The organism is Pseudomonas sp. 9.1(2019), assembly GCF_009910445.1.
GTDB classification, from domain to species: Bacteria; Pseudomonadota; Gammaproteobacteria; order Pseudomonadales; family Pseudomonadaceae; genus Aquipseudomonas; species Aquipseudomonas paraversuta.
Genome location: NZ_VBWF01000002.1, coordinates 284,824 through 309,176, shown reverse-complemented (window position 1 = coordinate 309,176; position 24,353 = coordinate 284,824). Strand labels below are relative to the sequence as shown.

Annotated in this window: 24 protein-coding genes; 7 read left to right on the top strand and 17 right to left on the bottom strand. The window is 59.9% G+C overall.

Annotated elements, in window-relative coordinates:
- The first annotated feature begins 64 nt into the window (after window positions 1–64).
- Together FEZ21_RS02085 and FEZ21_RS02080 are read left to right on the top strand one after the other, a co-directional pair.
- Window positions 65–1,024: an amino acid ABC transporter permease gene (locus FEZ21_RS02085; RefSeq protein WP_373683713.1), complete on the top strand. Its 960-nt coding sequence runs from the start codon at window positions 65–67 to the stop codon at window positions 1,022–1,024.
- The gene (locus FEZ21_RS02080) at window positions 1,017–1,751 is read left to right on the top strand and encodes an amino acid ABC transporter ATP-binding protein (RefSeq protein WP_003438721.1); all 735 of its coding nucleotides are present in this window, start codon (window positions 1,017–1,019) and stop codon (window positions 1,749–1,751) included. Before FEZ21_RS02085 ends, FEZ21_RS02080 begins: the two co-directional genes overlap by 8 nt.
- Before the next feature lie 44 nt (window positions 1,752–1,795).
- Here FEZ21_RS02080 and FEZ21_RS02075 read toward each other — a convergent pair whose 3' ends face one another.
- The 10 genes from FEZ21_RS02075 to ubiE form a co-directional block, all read right to left on the bottom strand.
- Entirely contained in the window at window positions 1,796–3,712 is a 1,917-nt protein-coding gene (locus FEZ21_RS02075; RefSeq protein ID WP_160626349.1) for a methyl-accepting chemotaxis protein, read from the bottom strand.
- A 248-nt stretch (window positions 3,713–3,960) separates the two neighbouring features.
- Window positions 3,961–4,671, bottom strand: a complete 711-nt coding sequence (locus tag FEZ21_RS02070; RefSeq protein WP_160626347.1) for a 16S rRNA (uracil(1498)-N(3))-methyltransferase — start codon at window positions 4,669–4,671, stop codon at window positions 3,961–3,963.
- Window positions 4,668–5,468: a twin-arginine translocase subunit TatC gene (tatC, locus tag FEZ21_RS02065; RefSeq protein ID WP_003438731.1), complete on the bottom strand. Its 801-nt coding sequence runs from the start codon at window positions 5,466–5,468 to the stop codon at window positions 4,668–4,670. The genes FEZ21_RS02070 and tatC overlap by 4 nt, the downstream gene beginning before the upstream one ends.
- 4 nt (window positions 5,469–5,472) lie before the next feature.
- Window positions 5,473–5,889 (bottom strand): Sec-independent protein translocase protein TatB, encoded by a 417-nt coding sequence (tatB, locus tag FEZ21_RS02060; protein WP_127195699.1) that lies wholly within the window; start codon window positions 5,887–5,889, stop codon window positions 5,473–5,475.
- A 10-nt stretch (window positions 5,890–5,899) separates the two neighbouring features.
- The gene (locus FEZ21_RS02055; protein ID WP_003438734.1) at window positions 5,900–6,178 is read right to left on the bottom strand and encodes a twin-arginine translocase TatA/TatE family subunit; all 279 of its coding nucleotides are present in this window, start codon (window positions 6,176–6,178) and stop codon (window positions 5,900–5,902) included.
- A 22-nt stretch (window positions 6,179–6,200) separates the two neighbouring features.
- Window positions 6,201–6,533 carry a phosphoribosyl-ATP diphosphatase gene (locus tag FEZ21_RS02050; protein ID WP_003438737.1) on the bottom strand — a complete coding sequence of 111 codons (333 nt, stop codon included), beginning with the start codon at window positions 6,531–6,533 and terminating at the stop codon, window positions 6,201–6,203.
- Window positions 6,526–6,927: a phosphoribosyl-AMP cyclohydrolase gene (gene hisI / locus FEZ21_RS02045; protein WP_003438738.1), complete on the bottom strand. Its 402-nt coding sequence runs from the start codon at window positions 6,925–6,927 to the stop codon at window positions 6,526–6,528. Before hisI ends, FEZ21_RS02050 begins: the two co-directional genes overlap by 8 nt.
- Window positions 6,928–7,016: 89 nt before the next feature.
- A complete protein-coding gene (gene ubiB, locus FEZ21_RS02040; RefSeq protein ID WP_003438740.1) occupies window positions 7,017–8,621 on the bottom strand; it encodes a ubiquinone biosynthesis regulatory protein kinase UbiB in 1,605 nt (534 codons plus the stop codon).
- Window positions 8,618–9,241, bottom strand: coding sequence for an SCP2 domain-containing protein (locus FEZ21_RS02035; RefSeq protein ID WP_003438742.1), 624 nt, complete (start codon window positions 9,239–9,241; stop codon window positions 8,618–8,620). Before FEZ21_RS02035 ends, ubiB begins: the two co-directional genes overlap by 4 nt.
- Window positions 9,241–10,011 (bottom strand): bifunctional demethylmenaquinone methyltransferase/2-methoxy-6-polyprenyl-1,4-benzoquinol methylase UbiE, encoded by a 771-nt coding sequence (gene ubiE, locus FEZ21_RS02030; RefSeq protein WP_003438744.1) that lies wholly within the window; start codon window positions 10,009–10,011, stop codon window positions 9,241–9,243. Before ubiE ends, FEZ21_RS02035 begins: the two co-directional genes overlap by 1 nt.
- A gap of 110 nt (window positions 10,012–10,121) precedes the next feature.
- On the opposite strand from ubiE, the gene FEZ21_RS02025 reads away from it, so the two are divergent.
- Window positions 10,122–10,397: a polyhydroxyalkanoic acid system family protein gene (locus FEZ21_RS02025; RefSeq protein WP_003438745.1), complete on the top strand. Its 276-nt coding sequence runs from the start codon at window positions 10,122–10,124 to the stop codon at window positions 10,395–10,397.
- A 149-nt stretch (window positions 10,398–10,546) separates the two neighbouring features.
- Window positions 10,547–11,278, top strand: a complete 732-nt coding sequence (locus FEZ21_RS02020) for a phasin family protein (RefSeq protein ID WP_127195702.1) — start codon at window positions 10,547–10,549, stop codon at window positions 11,276–11,278.
- A gap of 76 nt (window positions 11,279–11,354) precedes the next feature.
- On the opposite strand, the gene FEZ21_RS02015 is transcribed toward FEZ21_RS02020, so the two are convergent.
- From FEZ21_RS02015 to FEZ21_RS01990, 6 genes are all read right to left on the bottom strand, one after another.
- Window positions 11,355–11,744, bottom strand: coding sequence for a gamma-butyrobetaine hydroxylase-like domain-containing protein (locus FEZ21_RS02015; RefSeq protein WP_127195703.1), 390 nt, complete (start codon window positions 11,742–11,744; stop codon window positions 11,355–11,357).
- 111 nt (window positions 11,745–11,855) lie between these two features.
- Window positions 11,856–13,190, bottom strand: a complete 1,335-nt coding sequence (gene hslU, locus FEZ21_RS02010; RefSeq protein ID WP_003438752.1) for an ATP-dependent protease ATPase subunit HslU — start codon at window positions 13,188–13,190, stop codon at window positions 11,856–11,858.
- Between the two features lie 63 nt (window positions 13,191–13,253).
- On the bottom strand, window positions 13,254–13,784 hold the full coding sequence (gene hslV, locus FEZ21_RS02005; RefSeq protein ID WP_003438754.1) for an ATP-dependent protease subunit HslV: 531 nt from the start codon (window positions 13,782–13,784) through the stop codon (window positions 13,254–13,256).
- A gap of 224 nt (window positions 13,785–14,008) precedes the next feature.
- A complete protein-coding gene (locus tag FEZ21_RS02000; protein ID WP_010656292.1) occupies window positions 14,009–14,701 on the bottom strand; it encodes an SPOR domain-containing protein in 693 nt (230 codons plus the stop codon).
- 1 nt (window position 14,702) lies between these two features.
- Window positions 14,703–16,439, bottom strand: coding sequence for an arginine--tRNA ligase (gene argS / locus FEZ21_RS01995; protein WP_010656291.1), 1,737 nt, complete (start codon window positions 16,437–16,439; stop codon window positions 14,703–14,705).
- A 134-nt stretch (window positions 16,440–16,573) separates the two neighbouring features.
- Window positions 16,574–18,793, bottom strand: coding sequence for a primosomal protein N' (locus FEZ21_RS01990; RefSeq protein WP_003438759.1), 2,220 nt, complete (start codon window positions 18,791–18,793; stop codon window positions 16,574–16,576).
- A 219-nt stretch (window positions 18,794–19,012) separates the two neighbouring features.
- Between FEZ21_RS01990 and rpmE the strand changes: the two genes are divergently transcribed.
- The 3 genes from rpmE (at window position 19,013) to FEZ21_RS01975 (ending at window position 21,544) form a co-directional block, all read left to right on the top strand.
- The gene (gene rpmE / locus FEZ21_RS01985; RefSeq protein WP_003438761.1) at window positions 19,013–19,261 is read left to right on the top strand and encodes a 50S ribosomal protein L31; all 249 of its coding nucleotides are present in this window, start codon (window positions 19,013–19,015) and stop codon (window positions 19,259–19,261) included.
- A gap of 5 nt (window positions 19,262–19,266) precedes the next feature.
- On the top strand, window positions 19,267–20,094 hold the full coding sequence (locus FEZ21_RS01980; protein WP_160626345.1) for a thermonuclease family protein: 828 nt from the start codon (window positions 19,267–19,269) through the stop codon (window positions 20,092–20,094).
- A 181-nt stretch (window positions 20,095–20,275) separates the two neighbouring features.
- Entirely contained in the window at window positions 20,276–21,544 is a 1,269-nt protein-coding gene (locus tag FEZ21_RS01975; RefSeq protein ID WP_003438767.1) for a malic enzyme-like NAD(P)-binding protein, read from the top strand.
- Window positions 21,545–21,822: 278 nt separating this feature from the next.
- Here the strand turns inward: FEZ21_RS01975 and FEZ21_RS01970 are convergent, their stop codons facing one another.
- A complete protein-coding gene (locus tag FEZ21_RS01970) occupies window positions 21,823–24,246 on the bottom strand; it encodes a penicillin-binding protein 1A (protein ID WP_369826397.1) in 2,424 nt (807 codons plus the stop codon).
- Window positions 24,247–24,353 lie beyond the last annotated feature (107 nt).

The window sequence follows — 24,353 nt, the reverse complement described above, 5'->3', positions numbered from 1 at the left end:
CAGGAGCGAGCCTGCCCGCGATTGACGGCCTCCCTAGCGACACAAAACGTGGAACCTGAAAGTGATCAAACAAAAAAAACCCCAGTGGCCCTGGCACGTATTGACCGTGCTGGTGCTCATCGGTCTGGCGGGCGGTCTGTACTACGCCACCTCGCTGATGTCCTACGAATGGCGCTGGAATCGAGTCCCGCAGTACTTCGCCTACCAGGCTGAAGAAGCCCAGCGGGCAGCCGAAACCTCCACCGTGATTGAGCTGGTGCGCAAGGGCGACAATACCGAAGTGGTGTTGAAAGGTGACGATGGCGCCGAACAGCGTCTGACCGTGGCCGACAACAGCCTGCAACTGGCCGAAGGTGACGATGTTGCCGAAGGCGATGTGGTGGGGGTCAATCGTCATTGGGCGGCAGGCCCGCTGCTCTGGGGCTTGTGGACCACCGTCTGGCTGTCACTGGTATCCGGTGTGCTGGGGTTGCTGATCGGCCTGGTCACCGGGCTCTGCCGGTTGTCGAAAAACCCGACCCTGCGCGATCTGTCGACCCTGTACGTGGAACTGGTTCGTGGCACGCCGCTGCTGGTACAGATTTTTATCTTTTACTTCTTTATCGGCACCGTGCTCAACCTGTCCCGCGAGTTTGCCGGTATTGCCGCGTTGTCGCTGTTTACCGGTGCCTATGTGGCCGAAATCATCCGCTCGGGCGTGCAATCCATAGCCCGCGGGCAAGACGAAGCGGCGCGCTCGCTGGGTCTCAATGCCAGCCAGTCGATGCGTCACGTGGTTCTGCCACAAGCCTTCAAGCGCGTGCTGCCACCCTTGGCCGGGCAATTTATCAGTCTGGTAAAAGACACCTCTCTGGTGTCGGTGATTGCGATTACCGAGTTGCTTAAAAGTGGCCGTGAAGTCATCACCACTTCGTTTTCGCCGTTCGAGATTCTGTTCTGCGTGGCGGGCCTGTACCTGTTGATCAACCTGCCGCTGTCGCATTTGGCCAGCCGGCTTGAGCGGAGGCTTGCGCAAAGTGATTGAAGTTCGCGAACTGGTAAAAGTCTTCGATACCCGCGGGCAAGTCGTCCGTGCGGTAGACAATGTCAGCACCACAGTGGCCAAAGGCGAAGTGCTGGTGGTGATTGGGCCTTCGGGCTCAGGTAAATCGACCTTTCTACGCTGCCTCAACGGCCTGGAAGAGTTCGACTCCGGTTCGGTCAGCATCGACGGTCTGGACCTGGCCGACCCGAAAACTGACGTCAACGCCTATCGGCGTGAAGTCGGCATGGTGTTCCAGCATTTCAACCTGTTCCCGCACATGACCGTGCTCGAAAACCTGTGTCTGGCGCAGAAGGTCGTGCGCAAGCGCGGCAAGGCCGAGCGCGAGGCCAAGGCCCGGGCTCTGCTGGAGAAGGTCGGGATCGGGCAGAAGGCTGACGAGTATCCGTCGCGGCTATCGGGCGGCCAGCAGCAACGGGTGGCGATTGCCCGTGCCCTGGCGATGGAACCCAAGGTGATGCTGTTCGACGAGCCGACTTCGGCGCTTGACCCGGAAATGGTCGGCGAAGTGCTGGACGTGATGAAGACCCTGGCCCGTGAAGGCATGACCATGGTCTGTGTGACCCACGAGATGGGCTTTGCCCGTGAAGTGGCCAATCGCGTGCTGTTCTTTGATCACGGCAAGCTGTTGGAGGATTCCGCCCCGGAAGACTTCTTCAACTCGCCCAAAGACCTGCGGGCCCAGGCGTTCCTGCGTCAGGTGCTGTAAAACCCCAACCCTGCAGGGGCTCGCTCCTGCAGGGTTATCAGACTTCAGACCTTGAAGCGTGCCACCAGCGCCTGCAGGTGCGCACCCAGGCGCGCCAGCTCAACGCTGGACGCCGCGGTCTCTTCGCTTGCCGCTGCCGTCTGCTCTGACACGTCACGCACATTCAGCACGCTGCGGTTGATCTCTTCAGCTACGGCGCTTTGTTGTTCGGCGGCCGCCGCAATCTGTTGGTTCATGCCCTGAATGGTCGACACCGTGCGGGTGATGCTGCCCAGCGCTTCGCCTGCACGACGGGTGAGTTCAACGCTGCTGTCGGTCAGGATACGGCTGCTGTCCATGCTGCTGGAGGCCTGCCGGGTACCGCTTTGCAGGCCTTCAATGAGCTCTTCGATCTCTTCGGTGGATTTTTGCGTGCGTTGCGCCAGGCTGCGTACCTCGTCGGCTACCACCGCAAAGCCACGGCCTGCCTCACCGGCGCGGGCGGCCTCGATGGCGGCATTGAGCGCCAGCAGGTTGGTTTGCTGGGCCACCGACTTGATCACATCGAGCACGCTGCCGATCTTGTCACTTTCGCGCTTGAGATGGTCCATGGCTTCGGTGGAGTGGCCCACTTCAATCGCCAGTTTCTCGATCTGGGCAATGGCTTCACCGACCACTTTGTCGCCTTCACGGGACTGCTGGTCGGCAACAACAGCGGCTTCTGAGGCCTCTTCGGCATTGCGCGCCACTTCCTGCACCGTTGCCGCCATTTCGTGCATGGCGGTAGCGACTTGATCGGTTTCGACTTTCTGGCTGTTGACCCCGGCACTGGTCTGTTCGGTCACGGCTGAGAGTTCTTCGGCCGCGCTGGCAATCTGGGTCACGCCATCGCTGATGCCCCCGATCAGTTCGCGCAGACCTTCGGTCATCCTTTGCACGGCTTGCTGCAATTGCCCCAGCTCGTCGCGGCGAGCGGTGGGGTTGTCATGGCTCAGGTCGCCTGCGGCGATCCACTCAACGGTCTTGAGCGTGCGCTGCAGCGGGATGACTATCTGCCGGGTAATAACCCAGGCAGCAATGATGCCCAGTACCAGCGCCAGTAATGTACAACCTATGAGCAGGTTCTCGGCCTGCTGGCTGTCCTGGTCGCGTTTTTCGGTTTGCAGGGTCGAAAGCTTCTGGCTCAGATCGATCAGGGTGCTGCCTTGCTGCTGCATGCGCGTCAGCGCCCGGGCACTGGCGACTTGAGCATCGCGAAAGCCGGTCACGGCGGCCCGATAGTTTTGCATGGCCAGCGTGGCTTGCTGCAAGTGGCTCAGATGTTCGTCGGGGAGCCTGGCGGGCAGGCTGTCGAGTTCTTTGAGCGCATGGTCGATGGCATCCAGGGCGGGCTGCTCGGCCTCGGGGCTGGCGCTATAGGTGTAGCCACGCACCTGGAACCTGGCTTGCTGAAGCAGTTTTTGCAGTTCGATGACGCTCTTGTACTGCGCCAGGCTGTCGCTTTGCAGCAAGGTCTGCTCAATGTCTGCAACGCTGGCGACGGCGCTGTCGGCGGTACTGCCGAGCAGTACGCGGTTGGCTTCACGTGCTTGAGTGGCCAGCCCGGAGTCGGCGAATGCGCTTTTGTATTCGGCCACCGCGGCGAGCTGTTGCTCGACCAGGGCCAGCTCCGCAGGATCGGTGAGCTGGCGGCGCGACAGGTCCAGCGTCTGGTCCAGGGCGGTCAACTGGCCATTTACCTCGGCGTTGCCTTTTTCACCCTTGTCCCGCTCGTAGTCCAGACGTGCAATGCGCAAGTCTTTGGTCAGCTCGATGGTCTTTGATATGTTGGCCAGCTTGTCACCGCGGTCGATCACTGAAACCAGACCCTTCCAACCGATTGCGCTTATCAGCACTGTTAAAACCAGCACCAGACCAAATCCCAGGCCCAGCTTGCGATTAACACCGATATTGCCCAGTAGTCTGGCCAGTTGACGGTACATGATGAAACTCCTTTTATGACGCGAGCAGCCTGACGGGAAGCCGTCCATTGCTTTGCGTTCTTCACGGGTATCAGGGCATCGGCGTGGCGCAGGGGAACTGAAGCGGGGGGTGTTGAATGTGTGACCGAGGCCTCAAACCCGCAGCGCAACTTCGTAGTCGCCGAGGAGCGAGGTTGCGATGGCCTGCGAAGCTGGCCCCGGGGGGCTTGTCGCAGGCTCGCTCCTCGTCAGCGACTAGGTGGCAGGGCTCAGAACAGCCGGGCGAGAAGGGCGGTGACGGCGGTTTCGACCCGCAGGATGCGCGCGCCGAGTTGCACCGGTTGCAGGCCGGCTTTGGCCAGCAGGTCGATTTCGTACGGAATCCAGCCGCCTTCCGGGCCGATAGCCAGGGTCACGGCTTGATCCAGGCCGCGTGGGCACGCGGGGTAATCACCGGGGTGGCCAACCAGGCCCAGTGTGCCTTCGACCACCTGTGGCAGGCGGTCTTCGACAAACGGCTTGAAACGTTTTTCGATGATGATTTCAGGCAGCACGCTGTCGCGGGACTGCTCCAGCCCCAGAATCAGCTGTTCGCGAATCGCTTCGGGCTCCAGAAACGGGGTCTGCCAAAAGCTTTTTTCGACCCGGTAACTGTTGACCAGAACCACCCTGGGCACGCCCATCGAGGCAACTGTCTGCAGGACCCGGCGCAACATCTTCGGGCGCGGCAGGGCCAGTAACAGGGTCAGGGGCAGTTTGTCGGGCGGCGCCTGGTCGAGGTTGTGGATAACCAGTTCGGCTTCTTTGGCCTCCAGGCGCACCAGTTCGGCGCTGCCCATTAAACCGCCGATGCGTCCGACCCGCAGGTTGTCGCCCACTGCCGCACGGTGCACTTCCTGCATGTGAGTCAGGCGCCGATCGCGCAGGATCACGCGATCGGCGGCAATGAAATCAGCCTCTTCGAGGAGCAGCAGGTTCACGCTTGCGGTGCTGGCGGCTGGGCGTTGCTGTCGTTCTCGGGCTGTTCGTCCGGGTGATCGCCACGCTTGTTTTTGCTGATCAGGCTGCCGAACAGAATGCCGATTTCAAACAGCATCCACATCGGAATCGCCAGCAGGGTCTGGGAGAAGATGTCCGGCGGGGTCAGGATCATGCCGACTACAAAGCAGCCGATAATCACGTACGGCCGGATTTTGCGCAGGTATTTGACGTCGACAATTCCGATCCATACCAGCAGCACCACTGCCACCGGGATTTCAAAGGCTACGCCAAAGGCAAAAAACAGGGTCATGACGAAATCAAGGTAGCTACTGATGTCGGTCATCATGGCCACGCCTTCCGGTGTCGCGGAGGCGAAGAACTTGAACACCAGCGGGAACACCAGGAAATAGGCGAACGCCATGCCGGCGTAGAACAGGAAGATGCTGGAGATCAGCAGCGGCACGGCAATGCGCTTTTCGTGCTTGTACAGGCCGGGGGCGATAAAGCCCCAGATCTGATGCAGGATCACCGGGATCGCTATAAACAGCGACACCATCATGGTCAGCTTGAGCGGTGTGAGGAACGGCGATGCCACGTCGGTGGCGATCATCGTGGCGCCCACCGGCAGGTATTCACGCAATGGCGTGGAAACCAGGGTGTAGATCTGCTGGGTGAAGGCGAACAACCCGATGAAGATCAGAAAAATCGCGGCGATGCAGCGCAGCAGGCGGGTGCGCAGCTCGGTCAGATGCGAAACCAGCGGCATTGGCTGGTCGTGTTCAGGCTTATCGCTCATGCGCTTAGGGGGCTCGCGGTGGCAGGGTAGGGTCGTGTGGCACTGCCGGTTGAGGCGCAGGCCCGGACTCGGTCTTGCTCAGGCTGACCGGAGCAGGGGCCGGCGGCTCTGCGGGCTCCGGCTGCGCAGGTGCGGCCAAAGGCTGGGTCGGCATCACAGGCGGCACAGGCGGCTGGAGCGGGGCCAGAATCTTCTTGGCTTCTTCTTCCATCGACAGGATGTGCTCGTTGTGCAGTTGCCGACGAATTTCGTCGGCGCCGATTTCACGCTCAACTTCCTGTTTGATCGCATTGAAGCTGCGTTTCAAGCGGCCGATCCACAGCCCCGCCGTGCGTGCTGCTCCCGGCAGGCGCTCGGGGCCGAGCACCAACAGGGCCACCAGGCCGACGAGCAGCAGTTCACTGAAGCTGATACCGAACATTATTTTTGGCTCACACGTCTTTGCGGGTCGGCTCTTCGACTTTCTGGGCCTGCACGTCAATGGTGTGCGGCTCGTTGAGGGTCGAAGTGGTGTGTGGCTGCGGTGCGGCCGTTGGCTGTGCAGGCGGCACTACCGGTTCGGCAGGCTTCTCGTCGTCGTTCATGGCTTTGCGAAAGCCCTTGATCGATTCGCCCACGTCAGTGCCCAGGTTTTTCAGTTTTTTGGTGCCGAAGACCAGGACCACAACTACCAGAATGACGACCCAGTGTTTCCAGTCAAAAATGCCCATGATGAGTTCCTTGCAAAAAAGTTTAAGCGGATGGCCGTGAGGCTTTTTCCACGTGGCCGGAGGTACCGATGCGACGCTCCAGTTCATCCAGTACGGCCTGAGGATGCTGACCCAGCTGGGCGAGCATGATCATGCTGTGGAACCATAGATCGGCGGTTTCGTAGATGACATCGCTGCAATCTCCGCTGATGGCCGCATCTTTGGCTGCGATGATGGTTTCGACCGACTCTTCGCCGACCTTCTCCAGAATCTTGTTCAGACCCTTGTGGTACAGGCTGGCGACATACGAACTGTCCGGCGAGGCGCCTTTGCGCTCTTCGAGTACCCGGGCTACGCGGCTCAAGGTGTCAGTCATTGGAGTGTCCTGCGTGATAAATGGCGTGCGGGTCTTTAAGCACCGGATCGACGGTCTTCCATCCGGAGTTTTCGTACACGCGGTAGAAGCAGCTCTGACGACCTGTATGGCAGGCGATGTCACCGATTTGTTCGACCATCAGGATAATGACGTCAGCGTCGCAGTCCAGGCGCATTTCATGCAGCTTTTGTACGTGGCCCGACTCTTCACCCTTGCGCCACAGCTTGCCACGGGAACGTGACCAGTAAATGGCACGGTTCTCGGTGGCGGTCAGGCTCAGGGCTTCGCGGTTCATCCAGGCCATCATCAAAACGCGCCCGGTTTTATGGTCCTGGGCAATCGCCGGCACCAGGCCGTCGCTGTCCCATTTGATCTCGTCCAGCCAGTTGTTCATGTTCGACTCCGCGCGTAGCGATTTAACAGTTTGCCAGCCTCGCCAGAGAGTGGCTAGAACTCCTGCAGGACAGAGCTAGCTCCTGCAGGTTATCTGCGTACGATCAGATACAGGCCCACTGCCAGCAAGATACCGGCCGGCCAGTAGCTGAGGGTGTGCAGCGGCCCGACACTGGCCAGCAGGGCCCCGGCGGCCAGATGCCCGGCACCCAGCAGACGCAGGAACCAGCTGTCCCGGGGTTCGCTGACCACCAGCCGCTGATTTTTGCTATGGGGCTGCGACATGCGCTCCAGCAGGTCGCGGGTCATGCCCGCCAGATGCGGGATCTGCTCGACCTGGCTGTGCAGGTTGCGCAACAGGGTTTTCGGGCTCACCCGTTCACGCATCCAGCGTTCAAGGAACGGCTGCGCGGTGCTCCACAGGTCGAGGTCGGGGTACAGCTGACGCCCCAGCCCTTCAATGTTGAGCAGGGTTTTTTGCAGCAGCACCAGCTGTGGCTGGACTTCCATGTTGAAGCGCCGCGCGGTCTGGAACAGGCGCATCAGCACCTGGCCAAAGGAAATTTCTTTCAGCGGTTTTTCAAAAATCGGCTCGCATACGGTACGGATCGCCGCTTCAAACTCGTTGAGCTTGGTGTGCGCCGGTACCCAGCCCGAATCAATGTGCAACTGCGCCACCCGCCGGTAATCACGCTTGAAGAAGGCAAACAGGTTGCGCGCCAGGTAGTCCTGGTCCTCGGGGGTCAGGCTGCCGACAATGCCGCAGTCGATGGCGATGTATTGCGGGCTCCACGGGCTGACTGTGCTGACAAAAATGTTGCCGGGGTGCATGTCGGCGTGAAAGAAACTGTCACGAAAAACCTGGGTGAAGAAAATCTCGACCCCGCGTTCGGCCAGCATCTTCATGTCGGTGCGCTGATCGGCGAGGGTTTTCAGGTCAGTGACCTGAACCCCGTAGATGCGCTCCATGACCAGAACCTTGGGCCGGCACCAGTCCCAGTAGATCTGCGGCACGTAAAGCATCGGCGAGCCTTCGAAGTTGCGCTTGAGCTGGCTGGCGTTGGCCGCTTCACGTAACAGGTCGAGCTCGTCGTAAATGGTTTTTTCGTAATCGCTGACTACATCCACCGGGTGCAGCAGGCGGGCGTCAGCGCTCAGGCGTTCGGCAACCCTGGCCAGAATGAACAGCCAGGCCAGGTCTGAACCGATGATTGGCTTGAGGCCCGGGCGTACGACCTTGACCACAACTTCTTCGCCGGTCTTGAGCTTGGCCGAGTGCACCTGGGCCACCGAGGCCGAGGCCAGGGGTTCGATGTCGAAACGGCTGAACACTTCGCCGATGGTGGCGCCAAGTTGCTCTTCGATCAGCTTGACCGCTACCTGCGGGTCGAACGGCGGTACGCGATCCTGCAACAGCATCAGTTCGTCGGCGATGTCTTCGGGCAGCAAGTCGCGACGGGTCGAGAGAATTTGCCCGAACTTGATAAAGATCGGTCCCAGATCCTGCAGCGCCAGGCGCAGCGCAGCGCCCCGGCTCAGCTCCAGCTTCTTGCGCGGGAACCAGCGCCACGGCAGCGCGTAGCGCAGCGAGAGCATCCACCATGGCAAGGGCAGGGCGAACAGCAAGTCATCAAGGCGGTAGCGAATGACGACGCGCTGGATGCGGAACAAACGGCGTATGGCAAGCAGCTTCATGCGTTATCGCTGGAATTGAGGGATCGGCCAAGGCGCTCAAAGCGCGCCTCAAGGCGGTCCAGGTCGAGTTTGAGTTGGTCGAGTTCGTCAAAACGCGCTTGCGCTTCACGTTCTCCGACCAAGGTGCGGGCTTCTTCGCTGAGGTATTCGGCCAGATTCTGATTAAGGCTGGCGAACCCTTGCTGATACCAGTTGGCGCGGCTGCGCAAATGACCGCCGATCAGTGCCGTGGCAACCGGTCCGAGCCAGCGCGAGAGTTCATACTCCCAGTCCAGCTCCAGGTCTTGCAGCACCTGGGCAAGCGCCATCAACACGTGGCTGTCGCCCTCAAGGTCTACTTCAGGGCTGTGCAGCACGGCGGTCTTGTCTTTGCTCAGGACCAGACGCATCAAGCTGGCAGCAGGTGCACGCAGGGTGCAATCGGCATCTGCAGCCCATTGGGTGGCCAGCAGCAGGCCTTCATCGCTGGGCAGGATAAACAGCTGCAATGCCGGAGCCGCGCATTCGACAGCAATCACTTTGCCGGTCAAAGGCTGCAAGCGCGCCATGGCCGTGCTGTCCAGCCGCAAAATGCGATTGACGCCGTTTTCGACGCTGGCGAGAAGGCCGCGGAGCAACATCAGGGCTTGATGCCGCGGTGCAGCGCAACGATGCCTGAAGTCATGTTGTGATAGGTCACCCGGTCAAACCCGGCCTCGACCATCATCGACTTCAGTGTTTCCTGGTTCGGGTGCATGCGGATCGACTCGGCCAGGTAGCGATAGCTCTCCGGGTCATTGAGGATCAGCTTGCCCACCATCGGCATGAAGGCGAACGAATAAGCATCGTAAACCTTGGACATCAATGGGTTGGTCGGTTTGGAGAACTCCAGCACCAGCAAGCGCCCGCCCGGCTTGAGTACCCGCAGCATGGAGCGCAATGCGTCTTCCTTGTGGGTCACGTTGCGCAGGCCGAAGGCGATGGTCACGCAATCGAAGTGGTTGTCCGGGAACGGCAGCTTTTCAGCGTCGGCCTGAACGAACTCGATATTGCCGGCCACACCTTTGTCCAGCAGGCGGTCACGGCCAACCTTGAGCATGGAGGCGTTGATATCTGCCAGCACTACCTGGCCGGTCGGGCCAACCAGATGGGAAAACTTGCGGGCCAGGTCACCGGTGCCGCCTGCGATGTCCAGCACCTTGTTGCCAGGGCGAACGCCGGACAGTTCGATGGTGAAACGCTTCCACAGGCGGTGCATGCCGCCCGACAGTACGTCGTTCATCAGGTCGTATTTAGCGGCTACAGAGTGAAAAACCTCGGCGACTTTTTCCGCCTTTTGGCTTTCCGGCACATTTTTGAAGCCGAAGTGGGTGGTGGGTTCGGCATCGCTGCCTTTGCGCTGATCAGTCATATCGCTGTCACCAAAAGAGAATGCTGGCCATTCTAATCCCGGTGGCCGGCTTTGTCTTGGCGAGGCTGAAGGTAAGTATAGTGTCGGCCTTATTTACTCGGAGTGAACCAATGGCTCGTATCAGCGTTGAACGGACCCATACCCTGGGCCTTGAGGCAGCACGTGAAAAAGCTCTACCCCTGGTTGAGAAGCTGGCGGGGCAGTATGGGCTGACCCCTGACTGGTCCGGAGATACAGTAAAGCTCAAGCGTTCGGGGGTTAACGGCACCCTGGCAATCGGCGAGAAAACCATTCGGGTCGACGTTGAGCTGGGCATGCTGATGTCTGCGATGAGCGGCATGATTCAATCGGAAATCGAGCGCTCGCTGGACAAGGCGTTGTCGTGAAGTAGCACTGTTGTGCCTGCCCCGATGGGCTTCTGACTGGCAGCAAGGCCACTTAGCGTCTAAACCTGATGCAGGTGAGCACTCTGTTCATCTTGATGATTCGACGATCTTGCTCACTGACGTCGCGACTTAACATTGAGGGGAACACGATGGCTGCTAAAAAACCGACTGCCAAAGACAGCAATTCATGGGTAGGCAAGGTCGAAGAGTACTCGCGCAAAATCTGGCTGGCAGGTTTGGGTGTGTACTCGAAGATCGATACAGACGGCAGCAAGCTATTTGATTCGTTAGTCAAAGATGGGGAGAAGGCCGAAAAACTGTCCAAGGCTGCAGTCGGTAAACTGGCTGACAGCGCCAAATCGACCACCTCTTCTGCCCGTACCCGGGTCGAGGATGTTAAAGACCTGGCCATGGGCAAGTGGAGCGAGTTCGAAGAGGCGTTTGATAAACGCCTGAACAGCGCGATTTCACGTTTGGGTGTTCCGAGCCGTGAAGAGGTCAAAACCTTACACACCAAGGTCGAGACCCTGACCAAACATATCGAGAAGCTCACCGCGGCGGCAGCCAAAGTTGCTGCCACCAAGGCTTCGTCTGCCAGCAAGCCGGCAGCTGCCAAAGCTGCAGCCAAACCCGCTGCCAAACCCGCAGCGGCCAAGCCAGTGGCAAAACCGGCTGTTAAAGCAGTCGCCAAGTCAGCCGCCAAGCCAAAGGCAAAACCAGCGGCCAAGCCGGCAACCAAGCCAGCAACTGCTGCGAGCAAGCCCGCAGCTAAACCTGCAGCAGCCAAACCGGCGGTTAAAAAACCGGCCGCAGCCAAAAAGCCGGCCGCCGCCAAGTCTTCTGTGGTTACTCCAGAGCCAAAACCTGACGCAGCGCTTTAGTCCATAGCAACTCTGGGCTTGCTTGCCAGCGATGCCAATGCCATCGCTGGCAAGCCGGCTCCCACCGGGGCTGGCGTTACAGCATCAACTTGACGATGGATTCTGACGGGTCGCGGGACTTGCCGGCTTCCTTCAGTTGCTGCAGATAATCAGCCCACAGCTCTTCCTGGCGAACCCCGAGCTGATAGAGGTATTCCCAGGTGAACAGGCCGCTGTCGTGGCCATCATCAAAGGTTATTTTCAGCGCATATTGCCCCGCCGGTTCTACCTTGCTCAGACCTACGTTGATTTTCCCGAATTGCAGAATGGGGTTGCCATGGCCCTGAACTTCGGCGGACGGGGAGTGCACGCGCAGAAATTCCGCAGGCAGGTGGTATTGCTCGCCAGAGGGATATTTGAGGGTGAGGGTTTTTGAGGCTTTGTGCAGGTTGATGGCGCTGGGGATTGGCGCTGGAGTAGAGCTCATGGGACAAAACCTTTTTCTCATCACACACACCGTAGCCGCTGCCACGGGCAGCGATCGGCAACGGAGTCGGCGATCGCTGCCTGCGCCAGCGGCTACAGGTTGTGTGAGGGTTTACAAGATATAGCGCGAGAGGTCTTCGTTCTCGGCCAGTTCGCCCAGGTGGCTGTTCACGTATTCAGCATCAATCCGGATAGGCTCGTCTTTTTGTGCGCTGGCGATATCGCCGGCGCTGAAAGACACCTCTTCCAGCAAGCGCTCAAGCAGTGTGTGCAGGCGGCGAGCACCGATGTTCTCGGTTTTTTCGTTCACCTGCCAGGCAATTTCGGCCAGGCGTTTGATGCCTTCGGGCATGAACTCGATGTTCAGGCCTTCGGTTTTCAGCAACTCGCGATATTGCTCGGTCAGGGACGCATGCGGCTCGCTGAGGATGCGCTCGAAGTCTTGCGGCGTCAGTGCCTTGAGCTCGACCCGGATTGGCAGGCGGCCTTGTAGCTCCGGCACCAGATCGCTTGGCTTGCTCAGGTGGAATGCCCCCGAAGCGATAAACAGGATGTGGTCTGTTTTGACCATGCCCAGCTTGGTGTTCACGGTGCAGCCTTCGATCAGCGGCAGCAGGTCACGCTGTACACCCTCACGGGACACATCGGCACCGCCGACATTGCCGCGCTTGGCAACCTTGTCGATTTCGTCGATGAACACGATGCCGTGTTGCTCAACGGCTTCAAGGGCTTTGGCCTTGAGTTCTTCGTCATTGACCAGGCGACCGGCTTCTTCGTCACGCACCATTTTCAGTGCTTCTTTGACTTTCAGCTTGCGGTTCTTGCGCTTGCCTTTGCCCATGTTGGCAAACAGGCTTTGCAGCTGGTTGGTCATTTCTTCCATGCCTGGCGGCGCGGAAATATCGACGCCGGCAATGTCTGCGACTTCGATTTCGATTTCCTTGTCGTCCAGCTGGCCTTCACGCAGGCGCTTGCGGAACAGCTGACGGGTGTTGGAGTCCTGCGGCGTGGCGGCTTCTTCGCCAAACGTACGGGCAGGCGGCAACAGGGCGTCGAGGATGCGCTCTTCGGCTGCATCTTCGGCGCGATGGCGAACCTTGACGATTTCCTGCTCGCGCAGCAGCTTGATCGCTGCATCAGCCAGATCACGAATGATCGATTCAACGTCGCGGCCGACATAGCCCACTTCGGTGAACTTGGTTGCTTCAACCTTGATGAACGGCGCGTTGGCCAGTTTGGCCAGGCGGCGGGCGATTTCGGTTTTACCGACGCCGGTCGGACCGATCATCAGAATGTTTTTCGGGGTGACTTCAACTCGCAGTTCTTCAGGCAGTTGCATCCGGCGCCAGCGGTTACGCAGGGCGATGGCAACGGCGCGCTTGGCGTCGTCCTGGCCGATGATGTGGCGATTGAGTTCGTGGACAATTTCGCGGGGAGTCATGGACATAGTAATTGGCGTTCCTCTAGCAGAATCAAGCAAACGGGCCGGTGAGCCGGCCCGGCAGTTGGCTTATTCAGCGAGGTCCTGCTCCTCAATAGTGATGTTGTGGTTGGTGAATACGCAGATGTCGCCGGCGATACCGAGGGCGGTTTCGGCGATTTCGCGGGCCGACAGATCGGTTTTCATCAGCAAGGCGCGGGCTGCAGCCTGGGCGAATGCACCACCGGAGCCCATGGCGATCAAGCCGTCTTCCGGCTCAACCACGTCACCGTTACCGGTGATGATCAGGGACGCGTCTTTGTTGGCGACAGCCAGCATCGCCTCAAGGCGGCTCAGCGAGCGGTCGGTACGCCATTCTTTGGCCAACTCGACAGCTGCACGAACCAGATGGCCCTGGTGTTTTTCCAGCTGGCCTTCGAAGCGTTCAAACAGGGTAAATGCATCAGCGGTAGCACCGGCAAAACCGGCAATGACCTGGCCGTGATAGAGACGGCGGACTTTTTTCGCGTTGCCTTTCATCACGGTATTGCCAAGAGAAACCTGGCCGTCGCCAGCCATAACGACTTTGCCGTGACGGCGTACTGAAACGATGGTGGTCAAGGGAGAGTCTCCACGCAGCGGGGCGAAAATGCCTGATGGAAATACATATGGGGGTTGTAGACGGTTTTTCAACAGCGCAGAGGGAATGCAGATGAATGGAACGCGGATACGAGGGGGAATTGGGCGGGCGCCGGCTTGCCAGCGAATTGGATGATGGGGTGCTGCCATCGCCGGCAAGCCGGCTCCCACAGATTGTTTGCAGTTTCTGTGGGAGCCGCCTTTGGTCAGCGGCGTTGTTGCAACAACAGGTTGTTGAAGCCGCTACCGGCCAGCTGTTTCTGGGCGACGGTCAGCTGTTCGCGGTTGCTGAACGGGCCGACCAGTACCCGATACCAGGTTTCATCTTTCACCGTGCCGGCTTCAACCGTGGCGGTCTGGCCCAGCAAAATGATTTGCGCGCGCACCCGTTCAGCATCGGCCTGTTTGCGGAACGAACCGGCTTGCAGGAAAAATCTGGTAACAGGTGCAGCTTTGGCGACGGGTGGCGCAGGAGGCGGGGTAATGCCGCTCAAGGCCGCCTGGGCGCGGGCAGTATCGATTTTTGCAGCTTCGGCAGGCGTCACCGGTGCCAGTGGCGCCGTTTGCGGCGTAGGCGGAGTTTTCTCCGGTACGGCCTCCGGCGGCACTATCACTTCCGACTCCGGCAGCAAGGTGTAGAAGTCGTACTTGGGCTTGACCGGCTGGGTCGGGCTAGGCGCAGTTTTGTTGGCCTCGGCGACTTGCGCCGCTTTCTGCTGCTCCTGCTTGACCCGTTTTACATCGTCGCCCTTGCCGGGCTCGAGTTTCATCAGAAACACAATAAACGCACCCACGGTGAGGCCGATGGCCATCCATAGCCAGCCCGGGATCGGCTTCTTTGCAGGCGCCTGATAGCGGCTGGCGCCTCGCTTGGGTGCAGGTTTTTTCTTGGCGGCCAACTTACATGCGCTCCAGAGTTTCCAGGCCCAGCAGTTCCAGGCCTTGCTTGAGGGTACGACCCGCCAGAGCTGCCAGGCGCAGACGGCTGTGTTTTTGCGCTTCGTCTTCGGCCGTCAGGATCGGGCAGTTTTCGTAGAAGCTGGAGAACAACCCGGCCACTTCGTACAGATAGGTACACAGGGTGTGCGGGGTGCCTTTTTCGGCAACGTTGTTCAGCACTTCACCGAACTGCGCCAATTTGGCGGCCAGGTCTTGTTCTTGCGGTGCCTCCAGGACGATTTGACCTTCAACTTCGTCGAAGTTCTTGCCCAGTTTGCGGAACACGCCCGCGACCCGGGTGTAGGCATACAGCAGATAAGGTGCGGTATTGCCTTCAAAGTTCAGCATCAGGTCGAAGTTGAAGCTGTAGTCGCTGGTGCGGTGTTTGGACAGATCCGCGTATTTCACCGCGCCAATGCCGACGACCTTGGCGATTGCGCGCAGCTCGTCTTCCGCCAGTTCCGGGTTTTTCTCTTTGACCAGGGTGTAGGCGCGTTCCTTGGCTTCGGTCAGCAGGTCGACCAGCTTCACCGTACCGCCATCACGGGTCTTGAACGGACGACCGTCGGCCCCGTTCATGGTGCCGAAGCCCATGTGCTCCATTTCCATCGGATGGGTTACAAAGCCGGCCTTGCGGGCAACTGCAAACACTTGCTGGAAGTGCAATGCCTGGCGCTGATCGACGAAGTACAAGGCCCGATCGGCTTTCAACACGCCGCTGCGATAGCGAATGGCTGCCAAGTCAGTGGTGGCATACAGATAGCCGCCATCGGCTTTGACGATGATCACCGGCAGCGGTTCGCCTTCAGCGTTCTTGAACTCGTCGAGGAACACGCACTGGGCGCCGTTGCTCTCCACCAGCATGCCCTTGGCCTTGAGGTCGTTGACCACGTTGATCAGGTCGTCGTTGTAGGCGCTTTCGCCCATAACGTCAGCCATGGTCAGTTTGACGTTCAACTGCTCGTAAATTTTCTGGCAGTGGGACAGCGAGATATCTTTGAACTTGGTCCACAGCGCCAGGCAATCCGGGTCGCCGGCTTGCAGCTTGACCACCAGGCCGCGGGCGCGGTCGGCAAATTCAGGAGACTCGTCGAAGCGTTTTTTAGCGGCGCGGTAGAAGTTCTCGAGATCGGACAGCTCGTCGCTGGTGATCGGGTTTTCTTCCAGGTACGCCATCAACATGCCGAACTGGGTGCCCCAGTCGCCCACGTGGTTCTGGCGAATCACCTCGTCGCCGAGGAATTCCAGGACCCGTGCAACGCCGTCGCCGATGATGGTTGAGCGCAAGTGGCCCACATGCATCTCTTTGGCCAGGTTGGGGGCGGACATGTCCACGACGGTGCGCATTGGCCTGGTGGCCTTGTGCACGCCGATTTTCGGGTCAGCCAGGGCTGCGTCCAGGCGCGAAGCCAGGGCCTGGGTGTTCTGAAAGAAGTTCAGGAAGCCGGGGCCGGCGATCTCGGTCTTGCTGATTTGCTCATCGGCAGGCAGGGCCGCGATGATTTTTTCAGCCAGATCCCGGGGCTTCATGCCGGCAGGTTTGGCCAGCATCATGGCGATGTTGCTGGCGAAGTCGCCGTGGGTCTTGTCACGGGCGTTTTCCACCTGAATCGCTGGCGTCAGGCCTTCAGGCAACACACCTTCTGTGACGAGTTGAGCTAGGGCTTTTTGAATCAGCTGGCGAATGGTGTCTTTCATGGTCTTCTCTGTCGACCGCAAGCGCGGTAGCGCCTCAGTGCGCAGGTGGAAAAACTGGGTATTATCCGTTGCGAAAGCAGCCTTGCCAACCTTGGCGGCCGGGTAGTTCAGGGTTTATGCAAATTGCCGGTGGCTCAATACAAATCCACCGGGTCTACATCCAGCGACCAGCGCACCTGACGGCCGCTGGGCATTTGCTCCAGCACCAGCAGCCATTGGCTGAGCAGTCGATGCAAGGGGCCGCGGGCATTGGCTTGCAATAATAGCTGAGCACGATAGCGCCCGGCGCGGCGCTCCATGGGCGCCGGCACCGGGCCGAGCAGTTCGATGCCGCCCAGGTTCAGCTCGGCCAGTAAACGTTCGGCCTCGCTGCACGCCTCATCCAGGAAACCTTCGGCCTGTCCCGGCTTGTGGGCCTCGGCACGCAACAGGGCCAGGTGGGCGAAGGGCGGCAGCCCGGCGGCCCGGCGCTCGCTCAGGGCCTGTTCGGCGAAGGCGAAGTAACCCTGCTCGGTCAGTTGGATCAGCAGCGGATGGTCGGCCAGGTGAGTCTGGATGATCACCTTGCCCGGCTCTTCGGCGCGCCCGGCCCGACCCGCGACCTGAACGATAAGCTGGGCCATGCGCTCACTGGCGCGGAAGTCACCGGAGAACAAACCGCCATCGGCGTCGAGGATCGAGACCAGCGTCACCCGGGGAAAGTGATGCCCTTTGGCAAGCATCTGGGTGCCGATCAAAATACACGGCTGGCCCTTTTGAATCGTGGCAAACAGCTGGTTCATCGCGTCTTTGCGCGAGGTGCTGTCGCGATCGACCCTGAGCACCGGGTAGTCCGGAAACAGAATCCCCAGCCGCTCTTCGGCGCGCTCGGTGCCGGCGCCCACGGGCCGTAAATCGACTTTGCCGCATTGCGGGCAATTGCGCGGTACAGGTTCGACGTAGCCGCAGTGATGGCAGCGCAGTTCGCCGGATCGCTGATGAACGGTCATGCGCGCATCACAGCGCTGGCATTCCGACATCCAGCCGCAGTCATGGCACAACAGGGTCGGCGCGAAGCCCCGGCGGTTGAGAAACACCAGCACTTGCTGGCCTGCGGCGAGGGTCTGGCCGATGGCCTGTTGCATCGGCCCGGAAATGCCGCTGTCCAGTGGACGGCTTTTCACATCCAGGCGCAGGAAGCGTGGCTGTTTGGCCCCGCCGGCGCGTTCATTCAGGCGCAGCAGGCCGTAGCGACCGGTATAGGCGTTGTGCAGGCTTTCGAGGGACGGGGTGGCAGAGCCCAGCACAATCGGGATGTTTTCCTGGCGGGCGCGTACCAGTGCCAAATCCCGGGCGTGATAGCGCAAACCTTCCTGCTGTTTATAAGAGCCGTCGTGCTCTTCGTCGATGATGATCAGCCCGGGGTTTTTCATCGGGGTGAACAATGCCGAGCGGGTGCCAATAATAATGTCGGCTTCGCCATCCCGGGCTGCCAGCCAGCTTTCGAGGCGTTCCCGATCGTTGACCGCCGAGTGCACCAGAGCGATGCGCGCGTTGAAGCGCTGCTCGAAACGGGCCAGGGTTTGCGGGCCCAGGTTGATCTCGGGGATCAGCACCAGCGCCTGTTTACCTGCCTGGAGCGTCTCGCGGATCAGTTGCAAATACACTTCGGTCTTGCCGCTGCCCGTCACCCCAGCCAGCAAAAAGGCATGAAAGTGGTCGAATCCTGCCCGGATCGCCTCGTAGGCGGCCCGTTGTTCGCTGTTGAGTGGCAGTTCGGGCTGGGCCAGCCAGTGTTCGTGGCGCTCACTCGGCGCGTGACGGCGGATTTCCACGGTGACCAGTTCTTTGGCCAGCAGCAGGTCGAGACTGTCTTTGCTCAACATCAATTTACTGAGCAGTTGATGGGCCACGCCGTGGGGGTGCTGGGCGAGGGTGGCCAGCGCCTCGCGCTGGCGCGGGGCCCGGGCGACACGCGGGTCGTCAAGCCTGGCCCCGGGGGCGATCTGCCAGAACCGCTCCTGGCGGGTTTCGGCCAGCTCGCCCTGACGCAACAACACCGGCAGCGCCCAGCTCAGGGTGTCGCCCAGGCTGTGCTGGTAATACTGCGAGGTCCATAAACAGAGCTTGAACAGGGAGGCCGGCAGCGGCGGTGTGGCATCGAGCAGTGCGATTGCCGGTTTCAGCTTGTCGGCCGGCACTTCGCTGTGGTCGACCACTTCCACCAGAATCCCGATCATTTCCCGCCGCCCGAACGGTACCCGCAGGCGCATCCCGGGCTGTAATTGACTGCGCAGCACGCCCGCAGGCGCCCGGTAATCAAACAGGCGGCGCAAGGGGGAAGGCAGGGCAAGGCGCAAAATGGCGTCGGGCACGCGGGGCTCTCAAGTGATGAACGGCAAAGATGGCCCGGAGCCTAGCAGACAACGCGGTCCGGGACTAAAAGGCAGGTCAATGAATGGTGAAAGAATTTGGGGAGAGCATGATTGGTCACTTGCGTCAATGCAAAGGTCTGGTATTATCGGCGCCCTAAATTTACGTGCGGTATTCAACAATGGTGTTGAGTGGCGGCACGCTAGCCTGAGGAATACCCCATGAAAGCCGATATCCATCCAGCGTACGAAACAATCCTGGTAACTTGCAGCTGCGGCAACAAGTTCGAAACCCGTTCGAACCTGTGCAAGCCACTGGGCACTGACGTATGCAACGAGTGCCACCCGTTCTACACCGGTAAGCAGAAAACTCTGGACATTGGCGGTCGTGTTGATCGCTTCAAGACTCGTTTTGGTGCTTTCGGCGCTAAAGCAGCTCCAGCAGCAGAAGCAGACAAAGCAGCCGAGTAAGGCTGATGACCTTGGGCAGGCTTTCTGGTCTGGCCGGGTTATTGAAAAAGGCGTCCCTTGCGGGCGCCTTTTTTGTGTCCGGGATTTGGCTGGCTGACGTTTCTGCCGAGCCTCTGTGCCCTGCACCGGCAGCCTTGTCATACGCACAGGTGCAGCGGGTGGTCGATGGCGACACCCTGCGCCTCAAGGACGGCCGCAGCGTGCGCATGATCGGCCTCAATGCCCCGGAGACGGGGAAGCAAGGCCAGTCCGCCGAGCCTTTTGCCGACGCTGCGCGCAAGCGCCTGCAAGACTTGGTGGCGCAAAGCGATGGCCGGGTCGGATTGCTCGCGGGCAAGCAGGCTCAGGACCGTTACGGGCGCACCCTTGCCCATGTGTTTGGCGCCGATGGCAGTAATCTTGAAGCCCGGTTGCTGGCCGATGGCCTGGCCTATCAGGTGGCAATCGCCCCGAATACCCGGTTACTCGATTGCCAGCAAGCGGCCGAGCAAAGCGCCCGGGCATCCGGGCTGGGGCTATGGCGGCAGTCGCCGGTGCTGACGCCGCAGCAAATCACCCGCTCGGGTTTCGTTCTGGTCAGCGCAACGGTCAGTAAGGTGCAGCGCAATCGCGGTGGACTCTGGATCGATCTGCAGGGCGGTCTGGTATTGCATATTGCACCCAATCAGCTGGGCGGCTTTGATCACAAGGCCCTCCTCAGGCTGCAGGGCGCGCAGATTGAGGCCCGTGGCTGGGTTCTGGACCGCGCCAGGCGTGGCGGTTTGCAAGGCGGGCAGGCGCGCTGGATGCTGCCTTTGACTGATCCGGGGATGTTTAAAGTCATTGCGCATTAAAAGTTGTAGACAATTTTTAATGGTGATTGTGAACACTCTAGCCCTTGCAGGGCGCGGCTCTTGGCCCAAAGTCTTAAGGTAAAGCCCTTGACACTGCTGACTGGTCAGTCTTGTCGGGACTTTGCGACACGCGTATGCTCGGCGATCCGTCTGTCCAACAGCATAAAAGCGGATTGCCCACATGTCTGATTTGAAAACCGCCGCTCTCGAATACCATGCCCAGCCCCGTCCAGGGAAACTGAGTGTCGAGCTCACCAAACCTACCGCTACTGCCCGCGATCTAGCGCTGGCTTACAGCCCGGGTGTAGCCGAACCAGTGCGCGAAATCGCCCGCGACCCTGAACTTGCCTACAAGTACACCGGCAAGGGCAACCTGGTAGCCGTAATTTCTGACGGTACCGCGATTCTGGGCCTGGGTAACCTCGGCCCATTGGCCTCCAAACCTGTTATGGAAGGCAAAGGCGTGTTGTTCAAGCGCTTTGCCGGTATCGATGTTTTTGACATCGAAGTTGACTCCGAAAGCCCGCAAGCCTTCATCGACACCGTTAAACGCATTTCCATCACCTTCGGCGGCATCAACCTCGAAGACATCAAGGCACCTGAGTGCTTTGAGATCGAACGTGCCCTGATCGAGCAGTGCGATATTCCGGTATTCCACGATGACCAGCACGGTACCGCCATCGTGACCGCGGCCGGCATGATCAACGCCCTGGAAATCGCCGGTAAAACCCTGGCCGATGCCAAAATCGTTTGCCTGGGCGCCGGCGCTGCAGCCATCTCCTGCATGAAATTGCTGGTGAGCATGGGCGCGGCCATCGAGAACATCTACATGATCGACCGTACCGGGGTGATTCACTCCGGCCGTGACGACCTGAACCAGTACAAGGCGGTATTTGCCCACGCTACCGAGAAGCGCACCCTGGCTGACGCCATGGAAGGCGCAGACGTGTTCGTTGGCCTGTCGGGTCCGAACCTGCTGAGCGCTGAAAACCTGCTGCGCATGGCGCCTAACCCGATCGTGTTCGCGTGCTCCAACCCGGATCCGGAAATTTCTCCGGAGCTGGCCCACGCCACTCGTAACGACGTGATCATGGCCACAGGTCGTTCGGACTACCCGAACCAGGTCAACAACGTACTGGGTTTCCCTTTCATCTTCCGTGGTGCTCTGGACGTCCGTGCCAAGCGTATCAACGAAGAAATGAAAATCGCAGCGGCCAACGCCTTGCGTGAACTGGCCAAACTGCCAGTGCCACAGGAAGTGTGCGACGCCTACGGCGGTATCAAGCTGGAGTTCGGTCGTGAGTACATCATCCCGAAACCAATGGATGCCCGCCTGATCACCCTGATCTCCGATGCCGTGGCCAAAGCTGCGATCGAGACCGGTGTTGCTACCCTGCCATACCCGAAAAACTACCCGCTCAAAAGCGTGGATGACGTGTTTAACGGCTAATTCCGTTTAGCGTCAAACCTGAAGCCCCGATGCTGCGAAGCATCGGGGCTTTTTGGTTTTCGGGGTGCTTGGGGGCGTTGTGTCCGATGCGCTCAGGCAGCCCGCAATCTTGCGCACTGGACCACTATCAGCTGGCGACGTTGGGCAATTGCCCGTTTGACCTGGCTTCAGGCAAGCAGCCATGCAGGTTTATGACTTTTTGAACGCTGGCCTGGATCAATGCCACTCTGGGCTGGCCGCAAGCGCCTGTTACGGGGCGCTTGCGGCTGGCGATCTCGTTAGAAGAGATCGATCGGCGCGCCATCATCTGCCGGCAGCGGACTGCCTGGCGCTACGCCATTGCCCAGTTCGCTGTTGGTAGGTGGTGTGTCTTCGCTCTTGAACAGCTCAAAGTAGGCGCCAGGGGTGCCGGGGGAAGCGATACGGCCGCTTGCCGGGTCTATGCGCAGGCTGAGGATGCCTTCGGGTTCGGCCTGGCTGTGAGCAGGCTTGCCTTTGAGTGCGCCGCCCATATAGGTGATCCAGATCGGCAGGGCGACGGTGCCACCGTACTCGCGACGTCCGAGGCTTTCCGGCTGGTCGAAACCGGTCCACACGGTCGTCACGTAATCGGCGTTGTACCCGGAGAACCACGCATCCTTGGATTCGTTGGTAGTACCGGTTTTGCCCGACAGATCGGTACGGCCCAGCGCCAGGGCGCGGCGCCCGGTGCCGAGCTTGATCACGTCCTGCAGCATGCTGGTGAGGATGTAAGTGGTACGCCCGTCAACGATGCGCTCGGCGACCGCCTGGGTTTCAGTCGTCGGCAAGCCCGGTGCGGCGTTGATGGTGTCGATGGTCAGCGCTGCGGCTTCTTTCGGCACATCTTTGCTGGCGTCTTTCGGCACGCTTGGCGGGTTGGCCACGAACAGGGTTTCGCTGTTGCGGCTTTCGATCTTGTCGATCAGGTACGGCGTGATCTTGTAACCGCCGTTGGCGAAGGTGCTCCAGCCGGTGGCAATCTCCATCGGGGTCAGGGTTGCCGTGCCCAGGGCCAGCGACAGGTTGCGCGGCAGGTCCTGTTTGTTGAAGCCGAACTTGCTGATGTAGTCGATGGTGCGGTCGATGCCCAGGCTTTGCAGCAAGCGGATCGAGACCAGGTTGCGCGACTTGTACAGCGCCTCACGCACACGGATCGGGCCGAGGAAGGTATTGGTGTCGTTCTTCGGGCGCCAGACTTTGTCCAGGTACTCGTCGACAAACACGATCGGCGCGTCGTTGACCAGGGTGGCGGCGGTGTAGCCGTTATCCAGCGCGGCGCTATAGATGAAAGGTTTGAAGCTTGAACCCGGTTGGCGCTTGGCCTGCATCGCGCGGTTGTAGTTGCTCTGCTCGAACGCAAAACCACCGACCAGGGCACGAATGGCGCCGTTGTCCGGATCAAGGGAAACCAGAGCGCCTTGTACGTTTGGCACCTGGCTGAACTTGAGGCTGCCATCGGCTTGTGGCTGTACGCGAATCAGGTCGCCGACTTGCGCCACATCGGAAGGCTGCTTGGGCATGGGGCCCATGCTGTTGGTATTGAGGAACTTGCGCGCCCATTTCATGCTGTCCCAGGCCACGTGGCCTTCTCCGGTGCGGGTCAGCACTTGCAGGCCGTTTTTGTCGACCTGGGTCACGATGGCCGGCTCCAGACCGCTGAACGGGCGTTGCTTGGCCAGCTCTTGAGCCCAGGCCGCCGGGGTTTTGCCCGGCAAGCGGGACTCCGGACCGCGATAGCCGTGGCGCTGGTCATAGGCGATCAGGCCTTCATGTACGGCGGTGTTGGCCAGTTCCTGAAGATTGCTCGGCACGGTGGTGGTGACGCGGTAGCCCTCGGTGTAGGCAGCGCTGCCATAGCGCCCGACCATTTCGGCGCGGGCCATCTCGGCGATATACGGTGCGCTGACTTCCGGAGTGGGCACGTGGTAGCTGGCGTTGACCGGCTCGGCAATTGCGGCTTCGTAGCTGGCCTGGTCGATTTTCCCGAGCTTGTACATGCGGCCCAGAATCCAGTCGCGCCGCTCTTTACTGCGCACCGGGTTGGCCAGCGGGTTAAAGCGCGAAGGGGCTTTGGGCAGACCGGCAATCATGGCCATCTGCGCCAGGCTCAGGTCGCGGATCGACTTGCCGTAGTACACCTGCGCCGCGGCCTCGATGCCGTAAGCGCGGTTGCCCAGGTAGATTTTGTTCACGTACAGCTCAAGGATTTCGTCCTTGGTCAGTTCGCGCTCGATCTCCAGAGCCAACAGGATTTCATTGGTTTTGCGCGAAAAGCTGCGCTCGCTGGAGAGGAAATAGTTCTTCGCCACCTGCATCGTGATGGTGCTGCCACCCGATTGAATGTGTCCGCTTTTTACCAGCTGGGTGGCGGCACGCATCAGGCTGCTGGGATCAACCCCGTAATGATTGGCGAAGTTGTCATCTTCTGCAGACAACAAGGCATTGATGAAATTGGGTGGAATGTCGGCGAACTTGATCGGGGAGCGGCGCATTTCGCCGAACTCTGCGATTAATTTGCCGTCGCTGGTGAAGACCCGCAAAGGAATCTGCAACTGGATGCTTCTCAACGACTCTACGGACGGCAAGCCAGGACTAAGATAGAGAAACGCGCCGCTCAGCACGAGCAGGAGCCCGCAGAACACAGCAACGAAAGACCACCCGAAAAACTTCAGCAGACGAATCAAGGCTTTTGGATTTCCAGATTGAGAAATGGGTTTGCACGTCAGGGTAATGCGCAAGTGCGCCGGGTCGACGATACGGAAAAAAACGCCCGGCATTATAAGCATTT